11 protein-coding genes are annotated in these 12,307 nt (G+C 75.6%); 5 read left to right on the forward strand and 6 right to left on the reverse strand.

All coding sequences use genetic code 11. The features are described from left to right. The first annotated feature begins 60 nt into the window (after positions 1-60). The 3 genes from GEV43_RS08450 to tatA all read left to right on the forward strand — a co-directional run bounded on the left by GEV43_RS08450 (position 61) and on the right by tatA (position 2,013). Positions 61-849: a DsbA family protein gene (locus tag GEV43_RS08450; RefSeq protein WP_160820193.1), complete on the forward strand. Its 789-nt coding sequence runs from the start codon at positions 61-63 to the stop codon at positions 847-849. Beyond that, positions 846-1,643 (forward strand): cytochrome c biogenesis CcdA family protein, encoded by a 798-nt coding sequence (locus GEV43_RS08455; protein WP_160820194.1) that lies wholly within the window; start codon positions 846-848, stop codon positions 1,641-1,643. Before GEV43_RS08450 ends, GEV43_RS08455 begins: the two co-directional genes overlap by 4 nt. A gap of 94 nt (positions 1,644-1,737) precedes the next feature. Next, entirely contained in the window at positions 1,738-2,013 is a 276-nt protein-coding gene (gene tatA, locus GEV43_RS08460) for a Sec-independent protein translocase subunit TatA (RefSeq protein ID WP_160820195.1), read from the forward strand. Between the two features lie 92 nt (positions 2,014-2,105). On the opposite strand, the gene GEV43_RS08465 is transcribed toward tatA, so the two are convergent. The 4 genes from GEV43_RS08465 to GEV43_RS08480 form a co-directional block, all read right to left on the reverse strand. Then, positions 2,106-3,281 (reverse strand): ABC transporter permease, encoded by a 1,176-nt coding sequence (locus GEV43_RS08465; protein WP_160824397.1) that lies wholly within the window; start codon positions 3,279-3,281, stop codon positions 2,106-2,108. Positions 3,282-3,382: 101 nt separating this feature from the next. Beyond that, a complete protein-coding gene (locus tag GEV43_RS08470; protein WP_160820196.1) occupies positions 3,383-4,054 on the reverse strand; it encodes an ABC transporter ATP-binding protein in 672 nt (223 codons plus the stop codon). Beyond that, entirely contained in the window at positions 4,051-5,307 is a 1,257-nt protein-coding gene (locus GEV43_RS54695) for a peptidoglycan-binding protein (RefSeq protein ID WP_309239534.1), read from the reverse strand. The genes GEV43_RS08470 and GEV43_RS54695 overlap by 4 nt, the downstream gene beginning before the upstream one ends. Beyond that, positions 5,304-5,834 carry a hypothetical protein gene (locus GEV43_RS08480; protein WP_160820197.1) on the reverse strand — a complete coding sequence of 177 codons (531 nt, stop codon included), beginning with the start codon at positions 5,832-5,834 and terminating at the stop codon, positions 5,304-5,306. The genes GEV43_RS54695 and GEV43_RS08480 overlap by 4 nt, the downstream gene beginning before the upstream one ends. 200 nt (positions 5,835-6,034) lie before the next feature. Here GEV43_RS08480 and GEV43_RS08485 point away from each other — a divergent pair, with 200 nt between their 5' ends. Beyond that, positions 6,035-6,691 carry a response regulator transcription factor gene (locus GEV43_RS08485; protein ID WP_160820198.1) on the forward strand — a complete coding sequence of 219 codons (657 nt, stop codon included), beginning with the start codon at positions 6,035-6,037 and terminating at the stop codon, positions 6,689-6,691. Further along, complete coding sequence (locus GEV43_RS08490) at positions 6,688-8,151, forward strand: HAMP domain-containing sensor histidine kinase (RefSeq protein WP_309239535.1); 1,464 nt, start codon at positions 6,688-6,690, stop codon at positions 8,149-8,151. The genes GEV43_RS08485 and GEV43_RS08490 overlap by 4 nt, the downstream gene beginning before the upstream one ends. Before the next feature lie 42 nt (positions 8,152-8,193). On the opposite strand, the gene GEV43_RS08495 is transcribed toward GEV43_RS08490, so the two are convergent. Both GEV43_RS08495 and polA read right to left on the reverse strand, forming a co-directional pair. Next, positions 8,194-9,573 (reverse strand): FAD-binding oxidoreductase, encoded by a 1,380-nt coding sequence (locus tag GEV43_RS08495; RefSeq protein WP_160820199.1) that lies wholly within the window; start codon positions 9,571-9,573, stop codon positions 8,194-8,196. A 124-nt stretch (positions 9,574-9,697) separates the two neighbouring features. Further along, the gene (gene polA / locus GEV43_RS08500) at positions 9,698-12,289 is read right to left on the reverse strand and encodes a DNA polymerase I (protein WP_160820200.1); all 2,592 of its coding nucleotides are present in this window, start codon (positions 12,287-12,289) and stop codon (positions 9,698-9,700) included. Positions 12,290-12,307 lie beyond the last annotated feature (18 nt).

A 12,307-nucleotide genomic window follows, 5' to 3' on the forward strand; every position in this document is an offset into this window, starting at 1 on the left:
CGCGCGGGCGCCCGGCCGCCCTACCCTCGTGGGGACGTCGGATCGCGGGAGGGCGGACGGATGCGGGTGGGGCCGGTCGACGGCGCACGGGGCCGGATCATCGCGGCGGCGGCGGTGGCGGCCCTCGTCCTCGCGCTGCTGGTCGCGGGGACGCTCACCGGCCGCGACGGCGGGACGGGACCGGGCCGGACGGGCGCGGCCGGGGCGTCCGGAGCCGCCGCGTCCGGCGACGGCGGGTCGGACGACCCGGACGGGGAGGTCGTGGCGCCGTCCAGGCCGTCGCCCGGCGCGGGGCCGACGATCGCGGGCCCGACGCCGCCGCCGATCGACGCGACGCTGCGGCAGGGGTCGGACCGGGCCGCGGTCACGATCGTGGAGTTCGGCGACTACCAGTGCCCGAGCTGCGGGACGTTCGCGCGCCGCACGAAGCCCGAGCTCGTCCGCCGCTACGTGGACGGCGGCGTCGCGCAGTTCATCTGGCGCGACTTCCCGTGGGCGGGCAAGGAGTCCACCCGTTCGGCGGTCGCGGCGCGGGCGGCGGGGCGGCAGGGCAGGTTCTGGCAGTTCCACGACGCGCTGTACGCGCACCAGTTCCCGGAGCGCTCCGGCCGCCTCACCGACGCCTACCTGCGCGGCATCGCCAAGCGGCTGGGCCTGGACCTCGCGCGGTACGACGCCGACCGGCGCGATCCGGCGCTGCGCGAGGCGGTCGAGGGCGACTACGGGTTCGGGCAGCGGCTCGGCGTGCCCGGCACCCCGGCGTTCCTGATCAACGGCATCCCGTTCTTCGGCGACCAGCCGCTCAAGGCGTTCGTGAAGCGGATCGAGCAGGCCCGGCGGGAGCGTTGACCGGCTACCTCGGGGCGTTCCTCGGCGGGCTGTTCTCGCTGCTGAGCCCGTGCGGGGCGCTGCTGCTCCCGGCGTTCTTCGCGTACGGGCTGGGCGGCCGGGGCGCGCTGCTCGCCCGCACCGGCCTGTTCTACGCCGGTCTCGCGGCGGTGATGGTGCCGCTCGGGACGGGCGCGGCGGCGGCCGGGCGGCTGGTCTTCGGGCACCAGCAAGCGCTCGGGACCGCCGCCGGGGCGCTGCTGATCGGGTTCGGGCTGCTCCAGCTCCTCGGCGGCGGGTTCTCACCCGTGCCGAGGCTGGCCGGGCGGGTGCGCGGCGACGGGTGGCCCGCCGTGGTCGTGCTGGGCGCGCTGTCGGGGCTGACCGGGTTCTGCACCGGGCCGATCCTCGGCGCGGTGCTGACGGTCGCCGCCGCGTCCGGGCAGGAGCTGCGCGGCGGGCTGCTCCTCGCCGTCTACGCGGCGGGGATGACCGCGCCGCTGTTCGTGCTGGCCGCGCTCTGGGACCGCTACGACCTCGGGCGCCGCCGCTGGCTGCGCGGCCGGGGCTTCCGCGCCGGGCCGCTGCGCCTGCACACGACGACGCTGGCGTCGGGGGCGGTCTTCGTCGCGCTCGGCGCGCTGTTCCTCGCGTCCGGCGGGACGACCCTGTCGGCGGTGCCGGCTCCCCCGCCGTCCTGGACGCGCGCGCTGAACGACCTCGCGACCGGCGCGGACGTGCCGGACCTGCTCGTGATCGCGGTGCTGGCCGCCGTCGTGGCGGCCGTCACGTTCCTGCGGCTGCGCCGGCGCTGACCCCGCCCGACATTTGCTTACTTGCGCGAATGTTTGTCATTATGGCGCGACCGGCGCGGCTGCGCGGCGGCGCGACGCGCGGAAGGGGACAACGATGACCGGCGGGCTCTCACCGGCGCACTGGGCGATCGTCATCCTGGTCGTCCTCCTGCTCTTCGGCTCCAAGAAGCTGCCCGACACGGCCCGTTCGCTCGGCCGCTCGATGCGCATCCTGAAGGCCGAGCTCGACCCGTCCAGGGACGGCACGCCGCCCGGGAACGCGCCCGAGGCCGCGCCCCGCGCGGTGCCCGAGCACGAGGCCGGCCAGGAACCCGCGACGGGCGGTGACCGCGGGCTCGGCCACGGCCCGGAGTCGCGGCGCACCGGCTGAGACCGGCCCGCCGGGATGACGCCGCCCCGAGGTAGGGCGGGGCGGCGTCATCCCGGCGGACCCGGCCTCCGGCGGGACCGGTCCCCGCGGCGTCAGTGGGCCGACAGGGCCTCCGTCGGCGACAGCCGCGACGCGCGGATCGCCGGGTACAGGCCCGCGATCGCGCCGATGAACAGCGTCGCCGCGATCCCCCCGGCGACCGCCCACGGCGGGACGACCGCCGGCCAGCCCTGCGACAGGGCGTACCCGAACGTGACGACCGTGCCGATCAGCGCCCCGCCCGCGCCGCCGAGCGCCGACAGCAGCAGCGACTCGGCGAGGAACTGCGTGCGGATCTGGCCGCGCGTCGCGCCGAGCGAGCGGCGCAGCCCGATCTCCGGGCGCCGCTCCAGCACCGAGATCACCATCGTGTTGGCGACCCCGACGCCGCCGACCAGCAGCGCGACCGCGCCGAGGCCGAGCAGCAGCCCGGTGAACGCCTCGCCCGCCGCCTGCTTGGCCGCGAGCGCGTCCGACGGGCGCGACACCTGCACCTCGTTGGGCGACTCGGGGTTGACGGTCGCGCCCAGCACCGACTGCACGCCCTCCACGCTCGCGTCCGCGGCGCGGGTGTAGACGGTCGTCGGGTGCCCGTCGAACCCGAGCACCGACTCCGCGGCGGGCCAGCCGACCAGCGCCCCGTTGTCGAGGTCGGGCGCGAGCGCCACCGGGTCCAGGATGCCGATCACGGTGAACCACTGGCCGCCGATCAGCACCTGCGTGTCCGGGCCCGCCTTCCCGATCCCGAGCCGTTCGGCCGCGTTCGAGCCGAGCACCGCCGCCGGGAACGACCCGGTCGCCGGGTTCAGCCACGTCCCCGTCCGGACGTGCGCGCCGATCGCGGAGCTCAGGCCCGGACGCGCCGCGTACGCCGACAGGCCGTTGGTCTCGTCCTTGGAGATCTTGTTGTTGCGGTAGACCTTCGCGTCCTCCACCCGGCCGACGGCCGACACGGTGTGCACCGGCTTGATCCGTCCGACCATCGACTCCGCCTCGACCGGCAGCTTCGCCTCCTCGCCCGTCATCGTCTGGCCGGGCGAGACCGTGAGCAGGTTGGTGCCGAGCGAGGAGAGCGTGCGGTCCAGGTCGGCGCCCGACGAGGAGGAGATCCCGACGACGGCGACCATCGCGGCGATGCCGATGGCGATGCCGAGCGCCGACAGGAACGCGCGCAGCGGCCGGGTCCGCAGGCCCACCGCGCCGACCTTGACCACGTCGCCCGGCCACATCCGGGCCGGGCGCAGGTCACCCGGCGAGGCCCGCTCCCGCTCGTCCCGCTCCGGCGGCGCGGGCGCGGTGGCGGTGGCGCCCGGGGACGCGTCGCCGGCCATCAGTCCACCTCCGCCGAGTCATCGGTGACCTTGCCGTCGCGCATCCGGACCTGCCGGGGCAGCGCCGCCGCGATCTCCCGGTCGTGCGTGATGATCACGACGGTGGTGCCGGCCGCGTGCAGCTCGCGCAGCAGCGTCATCACCCCGGCGCCCGACGCGGAGTCGAGCGCGCCGGTCGGCTCGTCGGCGAGCAGCAGCGGCGGCTCGCCCGCGACGGCGCGCGCGATCGCGACCCGCTGCCGCTCGCCGCCCGACAGCTCGTGCGGCTCGTGGTCCATGCGGTGCCCGAGCCCGACCCGTTCCAGCGCGGCGGCGGCGCGGCGGCGGCGCTCGGCCGGGCGCAGCCCCGAGTACAGCAGCCCGTCCGCCACGTTCTCCAGCGCCTCGACGCCGGACGCGAGGTGGAACTGCTGGAACACGAACCCGATCCGCGTCGCGCGCAGCGCCGACAGCCGGGCGTCCGACAGCCTGCCGATGTCGAACCCGTCCACGTGCACCGTCCCGGTCGTCGGCCGGTCGAGCGTGCCGAGCACGTTCAGCATGGTCGACTTGCCCGAGCCGGACGGGCCGACGATCGCGACGAGCTCGCCCGCGGCGATCCGCAGGCTGACCCCGGCGAGCGCGTGGACGCCGCCCGGGTACTCCTTCGTCACGTCCCGCAGAGTGATCATTTCGGGACCCCGACGAGCGTGCCCTCGGTGAGCCCGTTCCCCGAGACCTCCACCCGGCCGTCCGCGAACAGCCCGGTCTCGACCGGGACGTACGACGAGGTCCCGCCCTTGACGACCTCCACGCCGAAGCCGCCCTCCCGCAGCGCCAGCAGCGCGGTGACCGGGACGGTCAGCACGTCCTTGCGGGTCCCGGCGGTGAACGTCACGTCGACCGAGGCGAGGGCGTAGTCGTCGGCGGTCTTCTGCGCCTTCGCGCCCTTCAGGTCGATGACCACCTCCACCTTCGTGGTCGGGTCCTCGCCCTGCTCGCCCGGCTCGATGACCGTGGAGACCTTCGACACCCGGCCCTTGACGGTGCTGTTGTCGGGCAGCTCCATGCTGACCTCGGCGCCCTTCTTCGCCAGGCGCTGGTCGGCCGCGTCGAGCTTCACCGTCACGGCCTTCTCGGTGCCGGTGTAAGTGAGCACCTTGCGGCCGGGCCCGGTCGGGTCGCCCTCGCCCGCCGCGAGGCTCTCCACCCGGACGGCGCCGGGCGCGAACACCACCTGGCCGAGCGGGACGGTGCCCGTCTCGGCCAGGCCGAGGTCGTCCTGCCACTCCTCGACGGCGTCCGCGGTGTCGGCGGTGTACTCGTCGTCCACGGTGAAGCCGTCGTAGCCGAGGGCCCGCAGGTTGCGCTCCAGTTGGAGGACGTCGTGGCCCTCCATGCCCGACCGCAGGTCGCGGTAGGCGGGCCGCGAGCCGTACATGAGGGAGACCGGCTTGCCGTCCACCTCGAACAGCTCCTTGCCGCGGGTGATCCGGTCGCCGCTCTCGGGCAGGTGCGTGATCGTCCCGGGCAGCCGGTTGGTCGCGGTCGTCGAGGGGCCGAAGCCGAGCTCGCCGTCCTCGGTCTGGCCGTCCTTCAGCGTCTGCCGCGTCACCTCGGTCGTCTTCGGCGGGAGCGCGGACGCGGACTTCCCGCCGCCCGACCCGCCGCCGACCCCGAGCGCCGCGGCGGTCGCCACGCCCGCCGCCGCGATCGCCGCGACGGCGAACGCCGCCTTCCGGCCGCGCCGGCCGCGGCGCCGCTTGCCGGACCCGCGGCCCGCCTTGCCGTCCGGCCCGGCGGGCGGCGCGGGCGCGCGGCCGTTGCCGTCCGGGCCCGGCCCGTCCGCGCCCGGCTCCGTCCCGGGTTCCGTGCCCGGCTCCGTCGGCTTCCGGCCGGGGAGGGGCCGTCCGAGGGCCTCGGTCCGCGTGGCGTCCCCGGTCACTGCCCGGGTCCTCCCTTCGAGAAGATCCCCTGGCAGGCCTCCTGCGCCTTCTTCATGTCCGGGTCGTCGGCGGCCTCGCCGGTGATGCGGATGCCGCGCTGGCCCGGCTCGGGGTCCTTGAAGCCCTCGACGCCGTTCTTGCGCATGCACTCGGCGAACTTGCGGCCGCGCTCCTCGGCCTTCGGGTCGGAGCCGGGCGCCTGGTTCGCCATCGGGTTGAACTCGCGGCACGCCTCCTGCGCCTTGTCGGCCTTCTCCTTGCCGATGCTCTTGTCCACCTTGAGCTGGATGCCGCCGCCGGGCTTCGGGTCCTCCATGGGGATGCCGTGCTGGCGCATGCACTGCGCGAACTTCACGCCCATCTCCTCGGGCTTCAGGCTCGGGGACGCGGCCGCGCCCCCGCCGCCCTTCGCGCCGTTCACCGAGGCCACGTTGCCGTCGTCGCCGTCGTCGCCGCCGCAGCCGGTCAGGGCGAGGGCCAGCGCCAGAGGCAGCGCGGCCAGCACTCCGCGGGTTCCTAGTCGCATCGTGTTCGTCTCCAGTCCTCCGGACGGCCGGACGTGTTCCGGCCGCCGTCGGAGGCGATGCAACCGGGCGGCGCGTTTCCCCGGCGTTTCCACGCACCCCACCTGCCCCGGCGTTCCCTAACGGAAAGGAAACACCGCACCCGCCACCATGTCCCTGAGGCGGCGGGCCGAGGTGCGCCCGCGCGAGGAGATGAGGACACATGCGGGTGCTGGTGGTCGAGGACGAACCGCTGCTCGCCGACGCGATCGCCGAGTGGCTGCGGGACGAGCCGCACGCGGTCGATCTCGCCCACGACGGCGGGGCCGCGCTGGAACGGCTCACGGTCAACGACTACGACGTGGTCGTCCTGGACCGGGACCTGCCCGTCGTGCACGGCGACGACGTGTGCCGCGAGCTGGTCGGGACGGGGTCGGCGGCGCGGGTGCTGATGCTCACCGCCGCCGCCGAGGTCACCGACCGGGTCGAGGGGCTCGGGCTCGGCGCCGACGACTACCTCACCAAGCCGTTCGCGTTCACCGAGCTGGCGGCCCGCGTGCAGGCGCTCGGCCGCCGCTCCCGCCCGGCGGCGCCGCCGGTGCTGCGGCGCGCCGGGATCACCCTGGACCCCGCCCGCCACGAGGTGTTCAGGGACGGCCGGTACGTGCCGCTGTCGAAGAAGGAGTTCGCCGTGCTGGCCGAGCTGCTGCGCGCGGACGGCGTCGTGGTGTCCGCCGAGGAACTGCTGGAGAAGGCGTGGGACGAGCACACCGACCCGTTCACCGGAGCCGTACGGCTGACGATCCTGAAGCTGCGGCGCAAGCTCGGGAGCCCGCCGGTCGTGGAGACCGTCAAGGGCATCGGGTACCGGATCCCGTGACCGCCGCGACCTCCCCCGGCACGCGGCCGTCCGAGGCCGGGCCGCGCGAGCCCCGCCGCCGCCCCGCCCGCGACCTGCGGCCCCGGCTCCCCCGCCGGCGCAGGCTGACGCTGCGCGCCCGGCTGACGCTGACGTACGCGGTGCTGTTCTTCCTCGCCGGAACGGTGCTGCTCGGCGTCACGTACGCGCTGTTCAGCCAGCAGCTCGGCCGCGGCGGGACCCGCTACCTCGCGCGGACGCTGAGCAGCCCGGGGAGCGTCGCCCCCAAGGGGACGGCCGCGCCCCAGACCTCGCCGCCGTCACCCGGCCGCCCGACCTCCCCGCAGCCGCAAGGCTCCCCGCAGCCGCAGGGCTCGGTGCCGCCGAAGGCCCCGGCGTCCCCCGCCCCGGGCGCCCCGCCCGTCGGCGAGGAGTGGATCGTTCAGGACGGCAAGAGCGCCCGGACCGCGGCGGAGGACATCGACCGGTTCATGGTGCGCGAGCGCGACCGGCTGCACGCCGCCGCGACCACCTCGCTCGTCACGCAGGGCGGCGTCGCGCTGCTCGTCGTCGGCGGCGTCGCGGCCGGGCTCGGCTGGCTCATCGCGGGCCAGATGCTCGCGCCGCTGCACCGCGTCACCGACACCGCCCGGCGCATCGCGAGCGCCCCCGGCGCCGACCGCGGCCTGCACGAGCGGATCGCGCTGCGCGGCCCGCACGACGAGGTCAAGGAGCTCGCCGACACCTTCGACACGATGATCGAACGGCTCGACCAGTCGTTCGACGGGCAGCGCCGCTTCGTCGCGAACGCCTCGCACGAGCTGCGCACCCCGCTCACCCTCGGCCGCGCGCTCGTCGAGGTGGCGATGCACCGCCGCTCGGCGTCCGAGGACGTCAAGCAGCTCGGCGAGAACCTGCTGGAGATCAACTCCCGGCACGAGCGGCTGATCGGCGGGCTGCTGCTGCTCGCCCGCTCGGAGAACCAGCTCACCAGCCGCGCCCCCGTCGACCTCGCCGACGTCGTCGGGCACGTCGCCGCGCAGACCGCCGCCGAGGCGGAGCGGTCCGGGGTCGCCGTGCACGAGACGCCCGGCGAGGCCCCGACCACCGGCGACGCGCTGCTCCTGGAACGGCTCGTCCAGAACCTCGTGGAGAACGGCATCCGGCACAACGAGGAGGGCGGCTGGGTCCGCGTCGAGAGCCGGACCCGCGACGGCCGCGCCGAGGTCGAGGTCACCAACTCCGGCCCGGTGATCCCCGCGTACGAGATCCCGGCGCTGTTCGAGCCGTTCCGGCGGATGGACACCGACCGGCTCGTCACCGCGAAGGGCGCGGGCCTCGGGCTGTCGATCGTCCGGTCGGTCGCGCGCGCCCACGGCGGCGAGGCCGCCGCCAGGCCGCGGCCCACCGGCGGCCTCACCGTCACCGTCACCCTCCCCGGGACCTCCCTCCCCGACATCCAGGACCCCGACCTGGACTAGCGCGCCCGGCCGGGCGGCCTGCGGGAGGGGACCGGACCGCGCCTAGCGCGCCGGGATCGGGTGGTTGGCGTGGAACAGCCCGTCCGGGTCGTACCGCGCCTTCAGCCCGGTGAGCCGCGCGTAGTCGCCCGGCTCGTACATCTCGCGCACGCCGTCCTCGTCCAGCGGCCCGAAGCTGAAGTTGAACGAGCGCCCGACCGTCCGCCCGGCGAACGGCGCGGTGACGTCGCGGTGCAGGTCGCGCACCATGGCCTCCTCCCCGGGCTCCACCGGCGACAGGACGTTCACCGAGTACGCGGCGCCGCGGTTGCCGACGGCGTTCGGGACGCGGGGCGGGCGGGCGAGCGCGCCGCCGAGGTGCCGGATCTGGAACACGCACATGGCGGGCGCGTCCGGCCCGGCGAGCTTCGGCGCGGCCTCCAGCGCCCGCGGGTCCAGGCCGTCCACCAGGCGGTTGGTCGACCGGTAGGCGTGCGGCCGGTCGGGCTCGTCGAACACCGTCGCCGACTCGGTGTACGGCACCGTCCGCAGCCGGTCGATCAGCGGGGCGCCGAGGGCGCGCAGCGGCGCGGCGAGGTCCCGCCCCTCGTCCTCGGGCCCGGAGTAGGCGAGCTGGAACTGCACGACGTGCCGCCCGCGCAGCGGCTCGGGCACCATCGGCAGGTCGGGGAACGGCAGCATCGCGAGCGCCGCCGTCATCTCCTCCGGCGCCGTCTCCGTCCAGCGCCGCCACGCGTCGAGCACGCCGGGCACCTCGTCCACCGCGAAGTAGAGGCCGCCGCCGTAGACCTCCCGCACCGGGACGAGGTCGATCTCCATGCCGGTGACCACGCCGAAGTTGCCGCCGCCTCCGCGCAGCGCCCAGAACAGGTCGGCGTCGTCCGAGCCGCCGGGGTCCTCGGCCGTCACGCGGCGCGTCCGCCCGTCGGCCGTGACGACGTCGATCCGGCGGACGTGGTCGGCCGCGAACCCGTACCGCCGGGCCAGCAGCCCGACGCCGCCGCCCAGGGTGTACGACACGGCGCCGACCCCGGGCGAGCTGCCGGACAGCGGCGCGAGCCCGTGCTCGGCGGCGGCCTCGATCACCCGCTGCCACGGCGCCCCGGCCTCGACCCACGCGGTGCGCGCCGCCGGATCGACGCGCACGCCCGCCATCCGCCGCGTGCTGATCAGCACGCCGCCGTCCAGGCCCGCGCCGAGCCCGTGTCCGCCCGCCTGGACCGCCACCCGGAGGCCGCGCGCGGCGGCGTGGCGGACGGCCTCGCGCACGTCGTCCTCCCCGGCCGCGCCGACGATCACCGCGGGGGCGTGCGGGTCCATGAGCTGGTATCCGGACCGTTCGTCGTCGTAGCCGTCCGCCCCGGCCGCGAGGACCGGGCCCTGCACCTTGAGGTCGTTGATCTCGCTGTTCGCTCCACTCATGAGGCTCACCGTAGGAGCCGTTGAGGACACATCTTGTCCGCAAGGGGCGCGGCCGTGCGGGTGTGTTCCAGGTCTCTTCTGGGCTGGGACGCTCGGCGCCGCGCGCGGGGCGGGGCGGGCGGGGTCAGTGGGCGGCGGCGTTCCAGTCGGGGCCGTCGCCGAGGGCGACCTCCAGGCCCACCGACAGCGGGTACGCCGTGGTCATGCGGTCGCGGACCAGCTCGGCGACCCGTTCCCGCTCGCCCGGCGCGACCTCCAGGACGAGCTCGTCGTGCACCTGGAGCAGGAGCCGGCTGCGGAGCCGCTCCGCCGCGAGCGCTCCGTCCACCCGGAGCATGGCGATCTTGACGATGTCGGCCGCCGAGCCCTGGATCGGCGCGTTCAGCGCCATCCGCTCGGCGGTCTCGCGGCGCCGCCGGTCGTCGCTGTTCAGGTGCGGCAGGTAGCGGCGGCGGCCGAGGACCGTGCGGGTGTAGCCGGTGCGGCGCGCCTCGGCGACCACCCGTTCGAGGTAGTCGCGGACGCCGCCCAGCCGCGCGAAGTAGGCGTCCATCAGCGGCCGGGCCTCGGCCACGCCGATGCCGAGCTGCCGGGACAGCCCGAACGCCGAGAGCCCGTACGCGAGCCCGTACGACATCGCCTTGATCTTGCGCCGCAGGTCGGGGGTGACCGCGTCCGGCGCGACGCCGAAGACCCGCGCGGCCATGCCGGTGTGCGGGTCCTCGCCCGACTCGAACGCCGCGACCAGGGCCGGGTCCCGCGACAGGTGCGCCATGATCCGGAGTTCGAGCTGGCCGTAGTCGGCCGTCATGAGCGAGGCGTACCCGCCGCCCGGCCGGAACGCCCGGCGGATGCGCCGCCCCTCCTCCGTCCGCACGGGGATGACCTGGAGGTTGGGCTCGGTCGAGGTGAGTCGCCCGGTGGCCGCGACGGTCTGCTGGAACGTCGTGTGGATCCGGCCGTCCGCGCCGATCTCCTTGATCAGCCCCGCCACCGTCGTCCGCAGCCGCGCCCGGTCGCGGTGGTGCAGGAGCACTTCGGGCATCCCGTTGCCGGTCTGCGTCGCGAGCCAGGTCAGCGCGTCCACGTCGGTGGAGTGGCCCGACTTGATCTTCTTGGTCCTGGGCAGTCCCAGCTCCTCGAACAGGATCTCCTGGAGCTGCTTGGTCGAGCCCGGGTTGAACGGGCGCCCGGCGATCCGCGCCGCGTCGTCCGCCGCGCGCTCCATCTCCTCGGTGAACCGCCGCTCCAGCTCGCGCAGCGCCGCGTCGTCCACGGCGATCCCGGTCCGTTCCATCCTGGCGAGCAGGTCCGACAGCGGCAGCTCCACGTCGTCCAGGACGGCCGTCATCCCCGCCGCGCCGAGCTGCTCGCCGAACCTGCCCGCCAGCTCCAGGACGGCGCGGGCCCTCGCCGCCGGCTCCTCGTCCCGGCGGCCGAGGTGGCGCGCCGACAGGTCGGCGATCCCGTACGCGGCGAGGCCGGGCAGCAGCAGGTACGCGGCCAGCGCGGTGTCCATGACGACCCCGCCGAGCCGCCACCCGCGCCCCGCGAACGCCCGCAGCAGCTCCCGCGAGTCGTGCACGGCCTTCTTCCGCGCGGGATCGGCCAGCCACTCCGCGAACGCCCGTTCGCCGCCGCCCAGCTCGGCGGGCACGAACACGACCGCGGAGTCCTCGTCGGCGAGCGCGACCCGCAGGACGTCGCCCTCCCCGCGCGCCCACGCGCAGTCGGCGGCGAGCGCGACCGTCCCGCGCGCCTCGCGCAGCCACGCCGCCAGCTCCCCGGGCCCGGCCTCGGGGACCCGCGCCACCGGAGCCGCGGCGCCGCCGCCTCCCGGGTCGGCGGCGAACAGCCGCTGCCGCAGGCTCGCGTTGCGGAACTCCAGCTCGTCCAGCAGCCCGCTGAACGCCGCGAGGTCGTACGGCGCGCGCCGCAGGTCGTCCACGCCGAGCGGCAGGTCCACGTCCCGGACGAGCTCCGTCAGCCGCCGGTTGAGCCGGACGGTGTCCAGCGCGGCGCGCAGCTTCTCGCCCGCCTTGCCCGGCACCTCGCCGGCCCGTTCGACCAGCGCCGCCAGCGACCCGAACTCGCGGATCCACTTCGCGGCGGTCTTCTCCCCGATGCCGGGGATGCCCGGCAGGTTGTCGGACGGGTCGCCGCGCAGCGCCGCGAAGTCGGGGTACTGCTCCGGCGTCAGCCCGTACCGCTCCCGCACGGTCGCGGGCGTGTAGCGGATCATCTCCGAGGCGGTCCGGTAGAAGTACAGGGCGGTGACGTTCGGGCTCACGATCTGGAGGACGTCGCGGTCGCCCGTGACGACCAGCACCTCGAACCCGTCCGCCTCGGCCCGCGCGGCGAGCGTCGCGATCACGTCGTCCGCCTCGTACCCGGGCGCCCGCACCGCCGCGACGTTCATCGCCGCGAGCAGCCGGTCGAGGATCTCCAGCTGGCTGCCGAACCCCTCCGGCGACCGCGCCCGGTTGGCCTTGTAGTCGGGGAACGCCTCGCTCCGGAACGTCCGCCGCGAGACGTCGAACGCGACCGCGACGTGCGTGGGCCGCTCGTCGCGCAGCGCGTTGGCCAGCATGTTGGCGAACCCGTACACCACGTTGGTCGGCTGGCCGCCGGACGTGCTGAAGTTCTCGACCGGCAGCGCGTAGAACGCCCGGTACGCCAGCGAGTGCCCGTCCAGCAGAAGCAGCCGATCCCCCATCCCCCCATCCTGCCCGAC

The organism is Actinomadura sp. J1-007, from assembly GCF_009793335.1.
Taxonomy (GTDB): domain Bacteria; phylum Actinomycetota; class Actinomycetes; order Streptosporangiales; family Streptosporangiaceae; genus Spirillospora; species Spirillospora yumaensis.

Excerpts from the sequence above, each read along its gene's own strand:
- GEV43_RS08450 (WP_160820193.1), top strand. The coding sequence starts at position 61 with ATGCGGGTGGGGCCGGTCGACGGCGCACGGGGCCGGATCATCGCGGCG.
- tatA (WP_160820195.1), top strand. The coding sequence starts at position 1,738 with ATGACCGGCGGGCTCTCACCGGCGCACTGGGCGATCGTCATCCTGGTC.
- GEV43_RS08465 (WP_160824397.1), bottom strand. The coding sequence starts at position 3,281 with ATGTGGCCGGGCGACGTGGTCAAGGTCGGCGCGGTGGGCCTGCGGACC.
- GEV43_RS08470 (WP_160820196.1), bottom strand. The coding sequence starts at position 4,054 with ATGATCACTCTGCGGGACGTGACGAAGGAGTACCCGGGCGGCGTCCAC.
- GEV43_RS08480 (WP_160820197.1), bottom strand. The coding sequence starts at position 5,834 with ATGCGACTAGGAACCCGCGGAGTGCTGGCCGCGCTGCCTCTGGCGCTG.
- GEV43_RS08485 (WP_160820198.1), top strand. The coding sequence starts at position 6,035 with ATGCGGGTGCTGGTGGTCGAGGACGAACCGCTGCTCGCCGACGCGATC.
- GEV43_RS08495 (WP_160820199.1), bottom strand. The coding sequence starts at position 9,573 with ATGAGTGGAGCGAACAGCGAGATCAACGACCTCAAGGTGCAGGGCCCG.
- polA (WP_160820200.1), bottom strand. The coding sequence starts at position 12,289 with ATGGGGGATCGGCTGCTTCTGCTGGACGGGCACTCGCTGGCGTACCGG.